Source organism: Devosia alba (assembly GCF_039938915.1).
Lineage (GTDB): Bacteria > Pseudomonadota > Alphaproteobacteria > Rhizobiales > Devosiaceae > Devosia > Devosia alba.
Window position 1 is genome coordinate 215813 of sequence record NZ_JBDUUI010000001.1, and the last position, 18124, is coordinate 233936.

An 18124-nucleotide genomic window follows, 5' to 3' on the forward strand; every position below is an offset into this window, starting at 1 on the left:
GCGCTCAACTTCACCGAACCTAAACCCATTTTAGGAACAATGGCGCGCAGTATCCCAGACTGGTAGCGCCTAATGTATCGTGTTGACCCCAAGCAGGCCCTGCTTGACCATGCCGCCTCTCACCGGGAGGCCACCGAACTCTCCCCCCAGGCCGAGGCAATCATCGCCGCGCCGGTCGAGCCGACGATCTCTGGGGCTGTTGTCGTGGGCATCGCCCAGGTCGTTGAAGCCCTGCTCCTGGCGATATTGGGCTATGGCATCTACGAATTTTATGTCGAACTGGGACAGCCGGCCTTCTACATTCCGGTTATCCTGGCGTCATGTCTGTTGGCCAATGTGCTGTTCAATGCCGCGCGCACACACCGCATTGGCGCCTATCGGACGGTCCTAACCCAGATCGGCCGCGTGCTCGCCGCATGGACGCTGGTCATGGTGGTGCTGGCGGTTGGAATTTTCTTCCTCAAGGCCAGCGATCTTTTCTCGCGTGTCTGGCTGGCCAGTTGGTTCTTCGGTGGTGCCGTATTGCTGGTAGTCTACCGGATGGCATTGCGCGCGCTGGTGATGGTCTGGACCCGGCAGGGACGGTTGCGCCGCCGCACGGCAATCGTGGGCGGTGGTAGCGACGCCGAGATTCTGATCGAGCAGATTCGCGCCAGTGCCAGCAATGACATTGCCATGCTCGGCCTGTTCGATGACCGCATCGATGATCGCTCACCCGACAGTGTGGCCGGCGTGCCTAAATTGGGCAAGGTTGCTGACCTGATCGAGTTTGCCCGGCGCACCACGGTGGATCTGGTGATCGTGTCGATGCCCCTATCGGCAGAGAAGCGTGTGCTCGACATGCTGACCCAGCTTTGGGTGCTACCGGTCGATATCCGGCTGTCTGCCCATATGAGCAAGCTCAAGTTTACCAACAAGGCCTATTCCTATGTCGGCGACATTGCCGTGTTCGACATGGCCGACCGGCCAATCTCGGACTGGAACCTCGTTTTCAAATGGGTATTCGACAAAGTCGTGGCGCTGACCGCACTGGTGCTGCTGTCACCGGTGATGATTGCTGCAGCCATCGCGATCAAGCTGGAAAGCAAGGGGCCGGTGTTCTTCATGCAGCAGCGGCATGGCTTCAACAACGAACTGATCAATATCTACAAATTCCGCTCCATGCGCAGCGATATGCTGGATTCTGGTGCGGCCAAGCTGGTGACCAGAGGCGACCAGCGGGTCACCCGTGTCGGCAAATTCATCCGCAAGACCTCGATCGACGAATTGCCGCAGCTGTTCAACGTGCTCAAGGGTGAACTGTCCATCGTGGGGCCACGCCCCCATGCGTTGCAGGCCAAGGCGGACAACAAACTATATTACGACGCTGTGGAAGGGTATTTCGCGCGCCACCGCGTCAAACCCGGCATGACCGGCTGGGCCCAGATCAATGGCTGGCGCGGAGAAACGGACACCATCGACAAGATCATGCAGCGGGTAAACCACGACCTCTACTATATCGAGCATTGGTCTATTCTGTTTGACCTCTACATTGTGATGATGACCCCGGTCCGGCTACTGAATTTTGAAAATGCGTATTGAGCACATGATGAGGTACGCCCCGCTCCACGCTGCAAGTTTTGCTGTCATGGCGTTCTTCGGAGCGGTCGATGCAGCCGAGCCAGAACTTGCCAATAGTGAGATTTGCGTCGAATGCCTCCAGATTCGCCTGGGGCCGCCGGTCGTCGTGCGCGGGCCGTTCCCGGACGAGCTCGATGCGACCTTCACTGCCCTGAAATTAGCCAACGGATCATTTCGAGGCTTCAGCGCCAACGGCGCGACCTATGCCATTGAAGGCGCCTCGCTATGGGATATGGCTGGCGCGCGCCAGGCCGTGTTGCAGCCGGGCGAACCGGGCAGCATCAACGACTGCGGACGCTGGTTGACCTCGATCATGCGATCCGGTGACGAAGCCCTTGGGCTGGTGCACCAGGAAGGTGCCTGCAATTACAGTCAGGGGCGTACCGACAAGTCGATGGCGATTGCCACTTCCGCCGACGAAGGCCTGACCTGGACCGATCTGGGCACCGTCATCACCGGCCCCGATTCGCCGCTGCCGGACAGGATCACCGGCGAGGGCGACTGCACGATGATTGATGGTCTCGACAGCTATCTCTACGCATATTGTCTGCGCAATTCCGACTGGCAGACGATCGCGGCCCGGGCGCCGGTAAGCGACCCGACAAATTGGCACAAATACTATGAGGGCGCCTGGAGCGAGCCGGGTCTTGAAGGCAAGGCAACGGCGATCGGTTTCGTTGGCCAAGGCGCCGCCTACCTGCTGGAGCCGGGCTGGGTTGCTGTCGTCGCCACCGATCCATGGTTCGGCGGACTGCGGCTCTCACTGTCAAAGGACAAGGTGTCCTTTGTTGACCTCAAGGAACCCCTGGTTGTGATCGAGGGATCGGATTGGGACCGTCCAGCCGCCACCGCTCTGGTTGCCTACGGGACCATGTTGAATCCGGACAATGGCAGCAACGCCATCAATCGCCACTTCCTGCTGAGCTACCTCTATGTGCCGCCCGGCGAGGGGTTCGAAAGCCGCTACCTAGTCCATCACGAGGTGTCGCTGGCCTTTGGTGACAGGCCAACCCCAGTTCAGGTTGGAACGGCGCTGACACGCTGGTCGGACCCGAAGCACGAAATCTACGTCACATCCACCGGGCCGTTGACCGGCGACAGGCTCGCCTTCCGCCGCGACAAGACGGTCGCATACATGCTGACAAGTGCGCCTGAGGGTGTTGCGAGTATCAAGGTGGCCGAGTGTTCCAGTGACTGGCCCGGTCATCTGGATCACACGATCGCCGAGGATGGCAGCTGCAAAGCGAACGGCTATGTGCGTGAGCGAACCGCAGGCTGGCTATTTGCTGCCGAGCAGACAGGGTCCGTGCCAGTCTACCGCTGCGTCAATGCAGGGGCGCGCACGCATTTTGCGTCGAACGCACCTGATTGTGAGGGGCTGGGCTCGGTGGAGTTTCTGCTCGGCTACGGCCTCGTCCCATGAGTACGGACGCGGATAGCCGCAGTGGGACGCGCGACATCGGGGTGAGCGTTGCCGGCCTGCGCTTCGCGGTCTTCTCGATGCGAAACATGGTCTTCTGGGTCGCCGTACTGGCGATGAATTTCACACTGTTTCGGCCCTCGCCCGTCGATATGTTGTTCATCGCATCGTTTGTGATCACCCTGATCCATATGCGACTCTTCAAGAAACTGGAGGCCACGCGCCGCGCCGTAGCGCTCTCGCTTCTGCTTCTGGCGTGGGCCGTTTCCTACTTCCTGGCGTCGCTCCCGCATCTGGATGAGGAGTTTGTCAGTTTCGAGTTGCTGGCCAAGACCTTCGCTATTTCCATTGGATTGTTCGGCGCCTTTGCTTCGATGAGCTGGAACCGCCGGCACTTCGAGACCTTCTTTATGGTCTACATCGCCTCGTGTGTGATTGCCTCAATCCTGGGCACCATCGGCTTCCTGCTCCAGTCGGATCTGCTCACCTGGGACGGGCGCGCCAGGGGGCTCCTTGACGATCCCAACATGTACGGTTCATTCCTGATTCCGGCCGTGATTTTCTGCGCCTACTTCCTCTCTCGTGGCCAAGGCAGCAAGGTGCTGCTGAGTGGGGCGCTGGCAATTGTCCTGCTCGGCATCCTGCTCTCGTTCTCGCGCATCGGCGTTGTCGCGACGTTAACTTGCTTTCTGGCCTACATTTTCTTCCACAATCGAGGACGCCCGCGTCGGCTGCTGCTGATTGTCGGCGGCCTCTTCCTGACCAGCGTCGTCCTTTTCATCTTCGCCAGCCTCACTTCGGCTGAATTCACCACCAAGCTTCTTGATCGCCTCACCTTTGCCAAGTCCTACGACCTCGGGGAGGAAGGTCGGTACCACCGCTATCTGCTGGTGTTGCCGATGATCCTGCAGAACCCTATTGGCCTCGGGGTGCTCCAGCTCGAGAAGATTTTCCCCGAGCCTATCCACAACATCTGGCTGAGCTCCTTCGTCAATTACGGCTGGGGCGGTGGGGTCAGCTGGGTCATTCTCGCCGTGGGGAGCGTGGTGGCATCCATCCGGAACTATCGGCGAACAAAAGACGAAATCTCAATCGCGCTAATGATCTCGTTGATTGGCATCGTCATGTGCTCAACGCTGCATGAGGGCGAACATTGGCGCCATATGTGGTTGTTCTTTGGCCTCGTGTGGGGCTTTAACACCTCAAATTTCGGCTTAGGCACCAGGCCAGATCGAGCTGATCGGAATCGGGCAGCCAGGTCTTCTCCGCAGAGGTTCGTGCGAACCGCTGTGCGGTCGCGTGTCGGCGCGCCGGCCGATGCCGGAAGATAGGCCCAGGCGGAGGGCAAAGCGGCGCTGAGGGGTCATTAGGGGCAGCAACGGTCATCGGCGGCGACCTGTGCATCATCTGGGCGCGAAGTCTGGGACTCTGCTTCCTCCAATTCAGGCTACGCTATTCGGGCCAGATGGCGCCGCGCAAATAACACTCGGCCAGTGCCGCAGTCCCATCGGCAAATCCGGGCATATGCTGCTGCGCCAGCTGGGTTTCCGCGTGCGACCCGATCCATGCCAACAGCGCCATACGGCGCAACATCACCATGCTATCGATGGATTTGAGGTCCCGCTCATTGAGCGGGCGAACTGTCTGATAGTGCTCGATCCAGGCCGAGCGGAGCGCTGGTATGGCGGGACTGGTCTCATGAAAGGAGATGGCCGCGGCAAAATCATAGGTGAACCAGCAGAAACCGCAGTCGTCAAAGTCGATCAGCGAAACGTTCTCCCCATCGACCAGCACATTGCCCAGCCGCATATCGGCATGGATCAGCCCATAACGATCTGCATCCATTCCATAGTCAGCCAGACGTTGCCAAAGCATGGCATCGAGACGATCCAGAATCGGGCGGTTGTGGGCAGCGACCCCCGGTGCGACGCGCCAGTCACCCCACGGCCCGTCAATGTCGAGGATGGTCGCGGCCTGCCAACTGGGACGTTCAAAGTCAGCGGGACGCTGCCAGGTGGTGACGTGCTGGTGTAGCGTAGCTGCGTAGCTGCCCAATGTGCCGAACAGGCCATCCAGATTATCTGGAAGCACCGGTTCGTGGCCTGGAATATAGTCAAACAGCACCGCCATGCGCACTGATCCGTCAGGAGCAATGAAGTGTTGCAGCAGTTCGCCGTCGCAGCCGGCAATTGGCTGGGGGATAGGCAAGGAGGTATCTCGTTGCAGCGCCTGCAGCCACGCCAACTCACTCTGGATCGACAAGGTCGACTGGTACCCAGCGCGGTGGACCCGGAGCATGAAGCACTGCCCGTCAGCAGTATCAACGCGGAAAGTCTGGTTTTCGGAATGATTGACCAGATTGGTGCGGGCCCCATTCAACCCTGGCCACCGTTGCAGCGCTGGGCCAACATCCATCGATGTCATCGGCATGGGCAAGCTCCGACGGACTGGCGCTCGCGAGGATGCCGCGCAGGGCCAGCAGCAAGCAATTAAAGAGTGTGATGGTCGGAGCGGCGGGATTCGAACCCACGACCCTTTGTCCCCCAGACAAATGCGCTACCAGGCTGCGCTACGCCCCGACTGCGCGGAGACATAGAGAAGCTGGGGTTTTGAGGCAAGCCCGATTTTCTACGAAAAGGAACAAAAGGCGATTGCATCCATACAAATGCGGGCCCCGAGGCACTACTGGTCCACCGGGGGCTGTCCATCCTGTTCCGTCAATTCCAGTTCACTGCCGAACCAGGCGATCAGCCGGTCGATGGCCTGATTGCCGCGGCGCTGAGGTGAACTGACGATGTAGTACCCACCCAGGCGTATACTGGTGTCGAACAGTTCCACCAGCCGACCACTCGCCAGGTCGTCCGCCGCCAGAACTCGGCTGCCCAGGGCGATGCCCTGGCCAGCCCGTGCTGCGTCTAGCCCCATGCTGGCATCCCACAGGCGCGGGCCGTGCAGGCGGTGCCCCGCCGCCACCCCGGTCGCCTCAAACCAGTCGGTCCACTGACGGTGGCTTTCCTCATGGATCAATGGCCATTTGGGCAGGTCGGCCAGCGAGGCTGGCATGCCGTGGGTGGCCAGCCATTGCGGGCTGGCCACGGGAAACATGCGCGGACGCAGCAGCCGGATTCCGCCAGCGGCGAGGGTCTCGAAATCGCCAAAACCGATGGCCAGATCTGCCTCACCAATGGAAAAATCGGGCAAGACATGGGTGGCGCGCAGCACCACATCAGTGCCGCGCAGTATCTCCTCGATAATGGCGAGTCGCGAGGTCAGCCAGCGCGTCGCCAGCCCGGGGATGCACCAGATGCGCAGATTGACGTCAGCCCGGGGCGAACGCAGCTCGCTGGCGGTATTGGTGATCAGACCAAAAGCCTTGCTCACCGAGGCTAGCAGAATTTGTCCTTCAGCCGTCAGCACCACACCCCGCGGCCCGGCCGTTACCAGCTTGCGGCCCATCCAGCCCTCAAGATTGCGTACATGCCGGCTCACCACGGTGTGGCTGACGCCAAGGTCATCGGCCGCCTTGCGCATCGAACCGGTGCGCCCGGTCGCCTCGAAAGCCCGCAGCATGAGTAGCGGCGGCAGGCGCTGGGCGGCATCATCTCTGGTGGGCATGGCCTGGCACTCCGGTGGCAACGCTGATGCACCACACTGGCCTACATAAACACATACCGTCATGGCCCGGCAACGGCCTAGTCTGGACCCAATCAAGGAGCCTAGCCATGACCGATAACGACAGCTTGCAGCACCGCCGCCAGACCGCCCTGCCGCGCGGCATCGGCACCGCCTTTCCGGTATTCGCTCAGCGCGCTGAAGGCAGCGAACTGTGGGATGTCGAGGGCAATCGCTATATCGATTTTGCCGCCGGCATCGCGGTACTCAATACCGGCCACCGCCATCCCAAGGTGATGGCCGCCGTACAGGCCCAACTCGACAGCTTCACCCATACCGCCTTCCAGATCGTGCCCTACGAGCCCTACGTGGCGGTGTGCGAACGGCTCAATGCCCTGGCACCGTTCTCCGGACCGGCCAAGTCGGTGCTGTTCTCGACCGGCGCCGAGGCCGTGGAAAACGCCATCAAGATCGCCCGCGCCCATACCGGCCGGCCGGGCATCATCGCATTCAGCGGTGCCTTTCATGGCCGCACGACTTTCACCATGGCGCTGACCGGTAAGGTCGCGCCCTATAAGAAGAAGTTCGGCATTTCCCCGCCGGGAATTTTCCATGTGCCGTTCCCCGCCGAATCCCATGGCGTTAGTGTCGCCGAGAGCCTGCGGGCGCTGGAAACGCTGTTCCGCGCCGATATCGATCCGAGCGAGGTCGCTGCCATCATCATCGAGCCGGTGCAGGGCGAAGGCGGCTTTCTGCCGGCGCCGACCGAATTGCTGGTGGCGCTGCGCCAGATCGCCGACCAGCACGGCATGGTGCTGATTGCCGACGAAATCCAGACTGGCTTTGCCCGCACCGGCAAGATGTTCGGCATTGAGCATTCCGGCGTCGAGCCCGATCTGGTGACGGTGGCCAAGGCACTGGCTGGCGGCTTCCCCCTATCGGGAGTGATCGGCCGCGCCACCATCATGGACGCGCCCGAGGCCGGCGGGCTGGGGGGCACCTATGCCGGCAGCCCGATAGCCTGCGCCGCAGCGCTCGCCGTGCTGGACGTGATCATCGAAGAAGGACTTGTCGCGCGCGCCAACCGCCTTGGCGAACGGATCAAGGGGGCACTCGAGACAGCCTCGCGTCGCAACGATATCACCCCGATTGCCTTTATTCGCGGCCCGGGATCGATGGTGGCCTTTGACATCGTTTCACGCACCGATGGCGGTCCCGACGCAGCAGCTGCCCGAAAGGTAATTCAGGCGGCGCTGGTCGAGGGCCTAATCCTGCTGTCCTGCGGCATCCACGGCAATACCATTCGCCTGCTCAACCCGCTCACCATCTCGGACGCGCTACTGAATGAAGGGCTGAAGAAGCTCGAAAAAGCGCTCATTGCGGCCTGGAACTAGGGGATATGGTCATGCATACACTCACCGATAGTACCCTGCTCAAGAACCAGTCATTCCTTGATGGACGTTTTGTCGGCACGGCCAGCATCGATGTAACCAACCCGGCCAGCGGCGCGGTAATCGGACAGGTCCCGGCGTTCGGCGCCGACGAGGCGACGCAGGCGGTGGAAGCCGCCGCTGCCGCCCTGCCCGGCTGGAGCGCCCGCACTGCCAAGGAGCGCAGCACCATTCTGCGCAACTGGTTCAATCTGGTTATGGCCAATCGTCAGGATCTGGCGACGATCCTCACCAGCGAGCAAGGCAAGCCCCTTGCCGAGGCGCTGGGCGAAATCGACTATGCCGCGGCCTACATCGAGTTTTACGCCGAAGAGGCCAAGCGGATCGCTGGCGAAATGCTGCCGAGCCATCGCACCGATGCGCGGCTGCTGGTGCTGCGCCAGCCAATTGGCGTGGTGGCGGCGATCACGCCATGGAATTTCCCGGCAGCAATGATCACGCGCAAGATCGCCCCGGCCCTCGCTGCTGGCTGCACGGTAGTGGTCAAGCCAGCCCTTGAAACGCCACTGACGGCGCTGGCGCTTGCGGAGCTCGCCCATCGCGCCGGTCTTCCCGCGGGCACTATCAACGTGCTGACCGGCGATGCCCAGGCCATTGGCGGGGTATTCACCAGCCATCCCAAGGTCCGGCTGGTCGGCTTCACGGGCTCGACGGCAGTGGGCAAGATTCTGATGGCGCAGGCTGCCACTACGGTCAAGAAAGTGGCGCTGGAACTGGGCGGCAACGCGCCATTCATCGTATTTGATGACGCCGATCTCGACGCAGCAGTGGAAGGCGCCATTGTCTCGAAATACCGCAATATGGGACAGACCTGCGTCTGCACCAATCGCTTCTATGTGCAGGCCAGCGTCCATGATGCCTTTGTCGAAAAGCTATTGGCGCGGGTTGCCGAACTCAAGGTCGGCGACGGATTTGCCGAGGGCGTCGCCCAAGGGCCGCTGATCACCGAGGACGCCGTGCGCAAGGTAGAGGCGCATATCGTCGACGCCACCGCCAAGGGCGCCACCATCCGCCTGGGCGGGCAGCGCCATGCCCTTGGACGCACCTTTTTTGAGCCGACAGTGCTGACCGGCGCGCGCGCCGACATGACGCTGGCCGGTGAGGAGACCTTTGGCCCCCTGGCGGCGGTGTTTCGCTTCGAAACCGAGCGCGAGGCGATCGAGGCCGCCAACGACACCGAAACCGGGCTGGCCGCCTATTTTTATGCCCGTGATGTTGGCCGCATCTTCCGCGTGATGGAGGGGCTGGAATACGGCATGGTCGGGATCAATACCGGGCTGATTTCCACCGAACTGGCGCCGTTTGGCGGGGTCAAGGAAAGCGGCAACTCGCGCGAAGGCTCTCAGCATGGCATTCTGGAGTTCACCGAACTCAAATACGCCTGCCTGGGCGGGCTGTCGAACTGATACAGGCGCCCCTGCCCTTCGCGGGCGCGCCGACCACGCTAGGGTGCAGGCCATGCACCCTAGGCGATCCGTCGTCAGAGTGGTCGAGACCGCTTGACCGGTCGGCTGCCTTCATTCTCAGGGCTTCAGCCTTGGCTGCTTGATAAACCGAGCCCACGCCTTTCCGAAAGGAGCAAGGTTGTTGCCCTCATCTCCTGCTGCAGCCAATGGATGAAGGCATCCACGATCGGCTTTCTCGTCCGATGGTCCCGCTCCAACAGATAGTAACCGCGTCCAGATGGAACGTGGGCGGAGTGGACTTCGACCAGCGACCCCGCCGCCAATTGGTCCGCGATCATCGCCTCCTCGGCGATGACGATTCCCATGTCCTGCTCTGCTGCGGCGTAGGACAGGGCCGAGTTGAAGAGGATCGTGCCCCGCTCGAGGTGGAAATTGGGCACGCCCGCGCCCATGCACCACAAGGCCCAGTCGTCGAGGCGCTTCATCGTATGGATGATGGCATCAGTATTGCCGGCCAGGAACGGGCCGAGGTCGGTGCGCCGCGCCACGGCCGGTGACGCCACCGCCACGAGGTCTATATCGAACAGCTTCGTCGTGATGAATCCATGCCACTGGTCTTGACCGGTGGTAATTGCTACGTCGCCCACCCCGTCGAACTGTCCACTCGAGGCTTCTACCGCCGTAACTGTCAGACTGGCCGCAGGCCAGGCACGCTGGAAGGCATTAAGGCGTGGCAGCAGCCAGTAAGACGCAAAGGTCGGCGTCGTCTTGATCACCAGGGCGTGGGGCCTGGCCAGTGCCCGCACAGTCTCGAAGGCACTTTCCATGTCGTGCAGCGCGCTTGCAGTGAGTCCCAGATAGAGCCGGCCTAGCTCGGTCAGCTTCACCCGGCGCGCCTCCCGCCGGAACAGCGCGCCGCCCAACCGGTCCTCAAGCAGCCGGATCTGCTGGCTGATCGCCGCCTGCGTCAGGTTAAGTTCCTGCGCGGCTTTGGAAAAACTCTCAAGCCGAGCGCTGGCTTCGAAGGAACGGAGGCTGGCGAGCGACGGCAGGGGCTGGGGCATCTATTAGTCCGACTTATGGATGAGCGTAGTTAGTTTTGCTTGAATTCGCCCTGAATGCCAATACTCTAATCATTATTACAATTTGCCTACCAATTAGGCATATTGGCGTTGAACAAGGAGAATAGCGATGTATGGCTGGGAAAAATTCCTGAGCGAACGCGACAAGCAGCACGATCTGCAGTGGGGCAAGAAGGAGCTGTCGGGTTTCGGCAGCAAGCCGGCTCTGGTGCTGATCGACATGTACTACAGCGTTGTCGGACTCACCCGCGAACCAATCTTTGAATCGATGAAGACCTGGCCGGGCAGCACCGGCCTCGAGGGTTGGGCGGCCGTCGACAAAACCGCGGAACTGCTGGCCGTCGCGCGCGAGACGGGCGTGCCGGTCGTGCACATCAAGGGCCTGAACAACGGCATGAAGCCGTGGGTTCATCGCAAGCGCGGTCCTTCCACCATGAGCGCCGAAATGAAGCTCAAAGGCGAGCAGATCTGCGACGAAGTCGCCCCGATCGCCGGTGAAGTGGTGATCGAAAAGACCGCGCCGAGCGCTTTCCAGGGCACGCCGCTGGCCTTTCACCTGATCTCGATGGGCATCGACACCGTTATCATGTGTGGCGAGTCCACCAGCGGCTGCGTACGGGCCAGCGTCGTGGATGCGGCCACCCATCGCTACAAGGTCGGCGTGGTGTCCGACTGCGTCTACGACCGCACCGAGGCCTCCCACTTCATGAACCTCTACGACATGCACCAGAAGTATTCCGATGTCGTGGATGCCGAGATGGCCAAGTCCTACTTCCGCAAGCTCTCAGGAGCCGCAGAACCCGCTCTCGCCCGCATGGCAAGCTGACCGACCCGTGTTCCCGCCGCTCCCTCGACGGGGGCGGCCCTGCTGCCCCACCCCCCTCCTCGAGGAACGACCATGATTGGCAACATCCGCAAACTGCTTGCCGCGAGCCTGACCCTGCTTGCCTCCCTCACGCTGGTTCTGAGCCTAACGACGGCTGCCCTGGCGCAGGGCAAGACCCTGACCGTGCGCTTCTATGACGACCCGGCGGGCTTCGACCCCGCCAACATCTTCCGGATCGAGAACGAGAACATCGCGTTCAACATCTTCAGCGGGCTGACTACTTACGATGGTGAGTCGGGCGAGATCGTCCCGGACATCGCCCTGTCGTGGGAAACGTCAGACAACAAGACCTGGACCTTCAAGCTGCGCGAGGATGTCACCTTCCACAAGGACTATGGCGAGGTCACTGCCGCCGACGTTATCTACAGCTTCAACCGCATCAAGGACCCGGCAACCGCTTCGCCCTATGCCGCCGAACTGGCCGGCATCGTCAGCATGGAAGCGCCCGACCCCTATACCTTGATCATCGAGCTCGACGCGCCCAACGGCAATTTCCTGCACACCGTGGCCAATTACCACCAGGGACAGATCGTCAGCCAAAAGGCGATCGAGGAAGCCGGTGACCAGGTGCGCTGGCAGCCCATCGGTACGGGCCCCTACTACCTCGACACCATCGACGTGAGTTCGCAAATCGTGCTCAAGCGACACGAAGGCTAATACAAGGGCCCGGCGCCCATCGAGACTCTGGTCTTCAACATCATCAAGGATGAGGCCACCGCCACCATCGCCCTGCGCAATGGCGAGGTCGACCTGGTGATGCGGTCGAGCCAAGAGGAAACCTGGCGACGCTGGAGGCTGAAGGCTTCACCATGAACTCGGTGATGAACTATGCCGTCGTCATCGGCGTTCTCAACCCTGAATTCGAGCCCTTCGCCAACCCATCGGTGCGCAAGGCCATGGCCCATGCGGTGGATTATGCCTCCATTACCCAGGCAATATCCCCCAGCCTGACCCAGCCGCACCACTCCATGCTGCTTCCCTGGATGGACGTCTACACCGACGAAATCCCCGTCTACGAATACGACCCCGATAAGGCCAAGGCCCTGCTGACCGAAGCGGGCTATGCCGATGGCTTTACGTTCAAGAACCTGGGCACTTCCGCACAGGGCGTCACCTAAATCCAGCAGTTCCAGATCGATTTCCTCAGCCAGGTCAGCATCAACATGGAAATGGAACTGGTGGACACACCCACCTTTAACCAGCGTCGCAATGCCGGCGAGTTCGACATGGCTTCGCGCCTGCTGCCGGCTGTCAATCCCGACATGATCCTGTTCAGTTTTCTGCACCCCGACAACATGGTGCCCAATGGCCTCAACGGTGGCCGCTACGACAATCCTGAAGTTACGGCGCTGCTTGAAGCCGCCCGGGCCGAACCCGACAAGGACGCGGCCTTCGAGATGTACAAGCAGGTCCAGCAGATCGTGGCCGAGGAGGCCGCCTATCTCCCGCTTTACTCCAACAACGTCTTCTGGCCCGGCAAGCCGGAAGTGACCGGGGTGCACATCAACTACCTCGCCCAGGTCAATTTCTACGACGTCGATATCGCCCAATAGGAGCGCCTGCCATGGCCGAATATACCGCAAAGAAACTGGCTCAGATGCTCATCACCGTCCTGGGTGTCATTACGCTGGTGTTCTTCACCCTGCGCCTTATTCCGGGCGATGCGGCTTCGGCCATGGCAGGGGATACCCTGTCCGGCGAGGCACTGCAGGTCCTGCGCGACCAGATGGGCCTCGATGAGCCCCTGATCAGCCAGTATCTGGGCTTCCTGCGCGATCTGGCGATGATCGACCTCGGTGAAACCATCACCACGCGCATCCCTATCGCCGACCTTCTGTTGCGCGCCTTGCCGATCACCCTCAGCATCGCCATGGCGACCATTGTGCTCTCGATCGTCATCTCCATTCCCCTGGGCACGCTCGCCGCCTTCATGGCGCACAAGGGCCGCAACTGGCTCGACAACGGCCTGACCGGCGCCGCCATGATCATCGACTTGATGCCGTCTTTCTGGACGGCGCTGGTCCTGCTCCTGATCTTTTCGCTCGGCCTTGGCTGGTTTCCCGCCTCCGGCCAGCTCAATTGGAACAACCCCGGCAGCGTCGCGCTGCGGCTGGCTTTGCCGGTTATCGTCCTCTCGCTCTCGCAGGTCGCCACGCTGGCCCGCATTACCCGCACCGCGGTGCTCGAAGTGCTCAACGAGGACTATGTCCGCACCGCCCGCTCCATGGGCTGGTCCGAGATGCGTGTGCTCTTCCGCCACGCCCTCATGAATGCTGCCCTGCCCATCGCCACCGTGGTTGGCCTCAGCTTCGGCAACCTGCTCGGCGGCACGGTGATCGTCGAGTTCATCTTCACCATTCCAGGGGTGGGCAACCTGCTCATCGCCGGCATCAACAGCCGCGACTACCAGCTCGTTCAGACCCTGATCGTGCTCTACGCGCTGCTGTTCGTGGTCATCAATTTCACGACTGACCTCATCTACAAGACGCTCGATCCTCGCGTGCAGTTTTAGGCAAGGACATCCACCATGGCAGATCTCTCGCTTCCCGCCACACCGACCCGCAAGCCAAGCCTGCTGGCCGTCGGCTCGGCTATTGCCCGGCACCGGTTCCTGTCCCACCCAAAGGTGCGCCTGGCCCTGGTGTTGCTGGTGCCCATCCTGCTGCTCACCATCTTCGCGCCGGTCCTGCCCATGCAGAAACCGCTCGAAACCAATTTGCGCGCCATGATGCAGTTTCCCTCCATCGAACATGTCTTCGGCACCGACAAGATGGGCCGCGATATCTTCAGTCGCACCCTGGCCGGCGTGCAGATCTCGCCGCTGGTCGGCTTCAGCGTCGCCGCCATCGCCTTGGTGTTCGGCATGGTGCTGGGCACGTTGGCCGGCTTTTACGGCGGCATGATCGACCGAGCCATCATGACGGTCGTCGACATCTTCCTCGCCTTTCCCTCGCTGCTGCTGGCGATTGGCCTGGTCTCGGTGATGGGGACAGGGATCGTGCCCGTCATCCTCGCCATCTCTCTGGCGGACGTGCCGCGCTTCATCCGCCTGCAGCGCTCCCAGGTGCTCAGCCTGCGCTCCCGCGCCTTCATCGATGCGGCGCGCACCGTGGACGCCTCGCAATACTGGCTGATGACCCGCCACATCGTGCCCAACACACTTGCCGCCATGCTGGTGGCCGCCAGCATCGCTGCGGCCAACGCCATTCTCGTCGAAGCGAGCCTGAGCTTTCTGGGGCTCGGCATCATGCCGCCGCAGCCATCGCTGGGCAACATCGTGCGCGATGGTCAGACCTATCTCGAGCAGGCCTGGTGGATTTCGACCCTGCCCGGCGTGGTCATCCTGCTGATCGCCGTCGGCCTGCACTTTCTCTCGGACGGTGTCCGCGAGCTGCTCGACCCGCGTTCGCGCTAACCGGAGGAAACACAGATGAACTATCAGGCTCCGGTCAAGACGACCCTGCTCGAACTGCGCAACCTGCACACCGAGTTCCAGACCAGCACCGGAACGGTCAAGGCGGTCGATGGCGTCTCCTTCGCCATCGAACGCGGCGAGCGCGTGGCGGTGGTGGGCGAGAGCGGCTCGGGCAAGAGCGCCATGGCCATGTCCATCCTGCGGCTACTGACGCACCCCGGCAAGGTCGCTGGCGGCGAAGTGCTGCTCGATGGTCGCGATATCTCGCGGCTGAGCGAAGGCCAGCTCAACGCCATCCGCGGCCGGCTGGTCGGCACGGTGTTTCAGGATCCCATGTCCTCGCTTGACCCGGTCATGCGTATTTCCAAACAGATGATCGAGCCCATCATGCGCAACCTGCGGCTCAACCGCGAGCAGGCGCGCGAGGAGGCCATCAAGTGGCTGGGAAAGGTCGGCATTCCCGAACCCGAGCGCCGCATCGAGGCCTATCCATTCGAGATGAGTGGCGGCATGCGCCAGCGCGTCATGATCGCCATGGCCCTGTCCAGCCGACCGCAGCTGGTCATCGCCGACGAGCCCACCACGGCCCTCGACGTCACCATCCAGGCCCAGATCGTCGAGGTACTCAAGACGCTGACCGAGGAATCCGGCGCAGCCATGCTGTTCATCACCCACGATCTTGGCCTCGTGGCACGCTTCGCCCACAAGGTGGCGGTGATGTATGCTAGCCGCATCGTCGAGTTCGGGCGGGTGGAGGATATCTTCGCCAGCCCCGCACACCCCTATACCCAGAGCCTGCTCGGCACCATTCCGAGCACCGCCATGCTCAAGTCAGAGCGTTTGCCGCAGATCCCCGGCCTGCCGCCCGACATGCGCTTTCCCATCACCGGCTGCGCCTTCAAGGAGCGCTGCGCTGCCGCCCATGATCGCTGCTGCGTCGAGGCGCCCCGTCTCAGCCAGTGCGGCATTGACCATACGGCGGCGTGTTGGGTCCCGCATGGGCTGGGCGAGGGAGCAACCCTGAAGGCCGAGCGGCCCGACCGCCCCAACAAGCCCTTCGAGCCCGATGGCAGCGTGGTGGTCGAACTGAACGCATTGTGGAAGCAGTTCGACACCTCACGCAAGATGGTCGTCCGCGCCGTCAACGGCGTGAACCTCCGCGTCCACAAGGGTGAAACCCTCGGCATCGTCGGGGAGAGCGGCTGTGGCAAGAGCACCATCGCCCGCCTGCTGCTCGGTCTCGAAAAGCCGACCTCGGGCGACATCTTCATCGCTGGCCTGGCCCAGATGGTGTTCCAGGACCCCGCTTCCTCCTTCAACCCCAAGATGACCATTGGCGACATCGTCGCCGAACCACTGGTGGTCAGGGCGCGCGGCAGCAAGCCGGAACGCAAGGAGGCCGTACGGCGCCTGATCAGCCAGGTCGGCCTCGACCCAGCCTTCGCCGAGCGTTATCCGCACCAGCTAAGCGGCGGCCAGCGACAGCGCGTCGCGGTGGCCCGCGCCCTGGCGCTCAATCCATCTGTCGTGGTTGCCGACGAGCCGACCTCGGCGCTCGATGTCTCGGTGCGCGCCCAGATCATCAACCTGCTGGTCGATCTCAAGCAGGAGCTGGGTATCAGCTTTGTCTTCATCTCCCATGACCTGCTGACCGTGCGCTACATCGCCGACCGCATCGCCGTCATGTATCTGGGTGAGGTCGTCGAATACGGCGCCGCCGAGGAGGTCTTCGCCGATCCGCGCCATCCCTATACCAAGGCGCTCATTGACGCCGTGCCGGTGCCCGATCCGGCCATTGAAAGCCGCCGCACCAGCACGCCTTTGCAGGGTGAACTGCCCAGCCCCCTTAACCTGCCGACCGGCTGCGCCTTTGCCTCGCGCTGCCCTATGGCGACCGATCGTTGCCGCGCGGAAAAACCGGCGCTGCCCACCCATGACCTCGCAAGACAGGTAGCCTGCCATTATGCCAGCTGACGTTGCGTCTGGTGACCCCGCGGCGCGCTTCGCCCGCTTCGGTGTCATTGGCGGCGGTGTGTTCTTCACCATCCAGGGTCTCGCCAACCCCTTCTTCGCCCTCTATGCCACCGAACTGGGCGCCTCCACCTTCGCCGTCGGCCTGATGGTGACGCTCAAGGCGCTGTTGCCCATCGTCATCGCCATGCCTGCCGGTCAGCTCATCGACTCCATCGGGCCGATGAAGATGCTGAAATACGGCTCCTGGTTCTTGCTGGCCTCGCTGGTCTGCACGGTCTTTGCCACCGGCATTCCGCTGCTGGCCCTGTCCCAGGTGCTGATCGGCGCTTCGGTCATCATCATGGCCTCCTCGTTCCAGGTTCTCGTTGCCCAGGGGGATCGCGACAGGCGCAACGACGCCATCAAGCAATATTCCATGTGGATGTCGGGCGGTGGCATGCTCGGCCCCATCATCGGCGGCCTGATCGCTTCAGCCTTTGCCCTGCCCAATGACGGCTATCGCGCCGCTTTCGTCGCATCCCTCGCCGCCTGCATCCTTTTCATGCTGGCCCTGTTCTGGCTGAGTGGGCGTTACCCCCATCCAGATGCCAGCCATGTCCGGGTCCGCGAGGTCTTCAGCCCGTCCGGAATACTCACGAGCTACAAGCGTGGCATTGGTCTTGCCGGCTCGCGTCCAGTGCAATTCGGGCTCACCGGCACTTTCCTCGTCATGTACATTCAGGCACTCTACATGAGCTTCCTGCCGCTCTACCTGGCGCAGAACGGCTTTGCCACCTTCCTCATCGCCCTCACCATTTCGCTTAAGGGCCTGGCGGGCATGCTGTCCCGCTTCGCCCTCAGCGGGCTCATGAAGCGTTATTCGCTTGAAGTCATCCTGCTCTGCGCCAGCGCCATTGCCGCCGTCGGCGTGGTGCTAACGCCGCTGGCCGTGGGTGATCCAGTCACCATGCTGGCCCTGGCCGCCATCATCGGCGGCGCGGTCGGCCTCAATCTGCCGGTCAGCATCATGATCATGGTCGATGCGGTGGGCGAGAATGAGCGCGGCAAGCTCATGGGCCTGCGCCTGCTTGCCAATCGGTTCTCGCAGGTTCTCAGCCCTGCCATGTTCGGCATTCTGGGTCAGCTCTTCGGCCTCACCGCCGCCTTCTATAGCGGCGGTGCCGTGCTGGTCGCCACGGTAGTCGGCTTTTCCGCCTACACCATGCACCAGGGTCCGCTCAAAGCGCCGGGCAAGCCCGTCGAACCGGCGGAGTAGGGG

16 protein-coding genes and 1 tRNA gene are annotated in these 18124 nt (G+C 62.1%); 13 read left to right on the top strand and 4 right to left on the bottom strand.

What is annotated here, in order from left to right:
• Window positions 1–72: 72 nt before the first annotated feature.
• The 3 genes from ABFY71_RS01015 to ABFY71_RS01025 are packed head-to-tail and all read left to right on the top strand — an operon-like array spanning window position 73 to window position 4371.
• Complete coding sequence (locus tag ABFY71_RS01015; RefSeq protein WP_347944294.1) at window positions 73–1581, top strand: undecaprenyl-phosphate glucose phosphotransferase; 1509 nt, start codon at window positions 73–75, stop codon at window positions 1579–1581.
• Entirely contained in the window at window positions 1571–3043 is a 1473-nt protein-coding gene (locus ABFY71_RS01020; RefSeq protein ID WP_347944296.1) for a hypothetical protein, read from the top strand. Before ABFY71_RS01015 ends, ABFY71_RS01020 begins: the two co-directional genes overlap by 11 nt.
• A complete protein-coding gene (locus ABFY71_RS01025) occupies window positions 3040–4371 on the top strand; it encodes an O-antigen ligase family protein (protein ID WP_347944298.1) in 1332 nt (443 codons plus the stop codon). The genes ABFY71_RS01020 and ABFY71_RS01025 overlap by 4 nt, the downstream gene beginning before the upstream one ends.
• 121 nt (window positions 4372–4492) lie before the next feature.
• Here the strand turns inward: ABFY71_RS01025 and ABFY71_RS01030 are convergent, their stop codons facing one another.
• The 3 genes from ABFY71_RS01030 to ABFY71_RS01040 form a co-directional block, all read right to left on the bottom strand.
• Window positions 4493–5470, bottom strand: coding sequence for a phosphotransferase enzyme family protein (locus tag ABFY71_RS01030; RefSeq protein WP_347944299.1), 978 nt, complete (start codon window positions 5468–5470; stop codon window positions 4493–4495).
• 72 nt (window positions 5471–5542) lie between these two features.
• Window positions 5543–5619, bottom strand: a tRNA-Pro gene (locus ABFY71_RS01035).
• 103 nt (window positions 5620–5722) lie between these two features.
• A complete protein-coding gene (locus ABFY71_RS01040) occupies window positions 5723–6655 on the bottom strand; it encodes a LysR substrate-binding domain-containing protein (protein ID WP_347944300.1) in 933 nt (310 codons plus the stop codon).
• A 107-nt stretch (window positions 6656–6762) separates the two neighbouring features.
• Here ABFY71_RS01040 and gabT point away from each other — a divergent pair, with 107 nt between their 5' ends.
• Entirely contained in the window at window positions 6763–8046 is a 1284-nt protein-coding gene (gabT, locus tag ABFY71_RS01045; protein WP_347944301.1) for a 4-aminobutyrate--2-oxoglutarate transaminase, read from the top strand.
• Window positions 8047–8057: 11 nt separating this feature from the next.
• Window positions 8058–9509, top strand: coding sequence for an NAD-dependent succinate-semialdehyde dehydrogenase (locus ABFY71_RS01050; protein ID WP_347944302.1), 1452 nt, complete (start codon window positions 8058–8060; stop codon window positions 9507–9509).
• 125 nt (window positions 9510–9634) lie between these two features.
• On the opposite strand, the gene ABFY71_RS01055 is transcribed toward ABFY71_RS01050, so the two are convergent.
• Window positions 9635–10573 carry a LysR substrate-binding domain-containing protein gene (locus tag ABFY71_RS01055; protein WP_347944303.1) on the bottom strand — a complete coding sequence of 313 codons (939 nt, stop codon included), beginning with the start codon at window positions 10571–10573 and terminating at the stop codon, window positions 9635–9637.
• Window positions 10574–10700: 127 nt separating this feature from the next.
• Between ABFY71_RS01055 and ABFY71_RS01060 the strand changes: the two genes are divergently transcribed.
• The 8 genes from ABFY71_RS01060 to ABFY71_RS01095 all read left to right on the top strand — a co-directional run bounded on the left by ABFY71_RS01060 (window position 10701) and on the right by ABFY71_RS01095 (window position 18121).
• A complete protein-coding gene (locus ABFY71_RS01060) occupies window positions 10701–11417 on the top strand; it encodes an isochorismatase family protein (RefSeq protein ID WP_347944304.1) in 717 nt (238 codons plus the stop codon).
• Window positions 11418–11489: 72 nt separating this feature from the next.
• Window positions 11490–12134 (top strand): ABC transporter substrate-binding protein, encoded by a 645-nt coding sequence (locus ABFY71_RS01065; protein WP_347944305.1) that lies wholly within the window; start codon window positions 11490–11492, stop codon window positions 12132–12134.
• 131 nt (window positions 12135–12265) lie between these two features.
• A complete protein-coding gene (locus ABFY71_RS01070) occupies window positions 12266–12595 on the top strand; it encodes an ABC transporter substrate-binding protein (protein WP_347944518.1) in 330 nt (109 codons plus the stop codon).
• A 60-nt stretch (window positions 12596–12655) separates the two neighbouring features.
• Window positions 12656–13030: a hypothetical protein gene (locus ABFY71_RS01075; protein ID WP_347944306.1), complete on the top strand. Its 375-nt coding sequence runs from the start codon at window positions 12656–12658 to the stop codon at window positions 13028–13030.
• Window positions 13031–13041: 11 nt separating this feature from the next.
• Window positions 13042–13989: an ABC transporter permease gene (locus ABFY71_RS01080; protein ID WP_347944308.1), complete on the top strand. Its 948-nt coding sequence runs from the start codon at window positions 13042–13044 to the stop codon at window positions 13987–13989.
• Between the two features lie 15 nt (window positions 13990–14004).
• Entirely contained in the window at window positions 14005–14892 is an 888-nt protein-coding gene (locus ABFY71_RS01085) for an ABC transporter permease (protein ID WP_347944309.1), read from the top strand.
• Window positions 14893–14907: 15 nt separating this feature from the next.
• A complete protein-coding gene (locus ABFY71_RS01090) occupies window positions 14908–16866 on the top strand; it encodes a dipeptide ABC transporter ATP-binding protein (protein WP_347944310.1) in 1959 nt (652 codons plus the stop codon).
• Complete coding sequence (locus ABFY71_RS01095; protein ID WP_347944311.1) at window positions 16856–18121, top strand: MFS transporter; 1266 nt, start codon at window positions 16856–16858, stop codon at window positions 18119–18121. Before ABFY71_RS01090 ends, ABFY71_RS01095 begins: the two co-directional genes overlap by 11 nt.
• The last annotated feature ends 3 nt before the right edge of the window (window positions 18122–18124 follow it).

Coding starts and splice junctions, on each gene's coding strand:
- ABFY71_RS01090 (WP_347944310.1), top strand. CDS start 14,908: ATGAACTATCAGGCTCCGGTCAAGACGACCCTGCTCGAACTGCGCAAC.
- ABFY71_RS01065 (WP_347944305.1), top strand. CDS start 11,490: ATGATTGGCAACATCCGCAAACTGCTTGCCGCGAGCCTGACCCTGCTT.
- ABFY71_RS01095 (WP_347944311.1), top strand. CDS start 16,856: ATGCCAGCTGACGTTGCGTCTGGTGACCCCGCGGCGCGCTTCGCCCGC.
- ABFY71_RS01080 (WP_347944308.1), top strand. CDS start 13,042: ATGGCCGAATATACCGCAAAGAAACTGGCTCAGATGCTCATCACCGTC.
- ABFY71_RS01025 (WP_347944298.1), top strand. CDS start 3,040: ATGAGTACGGACGCGGATAGCCGCAGTGGGACGCGCGACATCGGGGTG.
- ABFY71_RS01085 (WP_347944309.1), top strand. CDS start 14,005: ATGGCAGATCTCTCGCTTCCCGCCACACCGACCCGCAAGCCAAGCCTG.
- ABFY71_RS01020 (WP_347944296.1), top strand. CDS start 1,571: ATGCGTATTGAGCACATGATGAGGTACGCCCCGCTCCACGCTGCAAGT.
- ABFY71_RS01015 (WP_347944294.1), top strand. CDS start 73: ATGTATCGTGTTGACCCCAAGCAGGCCCTGCTTGACCATGCCGCCTCT.
- ABFY71_RS01030 (WP_347944299.1), bottom strand. CDS start 5,470: ATGCCGATGACATCGATGGATGTTGGCCCAGCGCTGCAACGGTGGCCA.
- ABFY71_RS01050 (WP_347944302.1), top strand. CDS start 8,058: ATGCATACACTCACCGATAGTACCCTGCTCAAGAACCAGTCATTCCTT.
- ABFY71_RS01055 (WP_347944303.1), bottom strand. CDS start 10,573: ATGCCCCAGCCCCTGCCGTCGCTCGCCAGCCTCCGTTCCTTCGAAGCC.
- ABFY71_RS01060 (WP_347944304.1), top strand. CDS start 10,701: ATGTATGGCTGGGAAAAATTCCTGAGCGAACGCGACAAGCAGCACGAT.
- ABFY71_RS01040 (WP_347944300.1), bottom strand. CDS start 6,655: ATGCCCACCAGAGATGATGCCGCCCAGCGCCTGCCGCCGCTACTCATG.
- gabT (WP_347944301.1), top strand. CDS start 6,763: ATGACCGATAACGACAGCTTGCAGCACCGCCGCCAGACCGCCCTGCCG.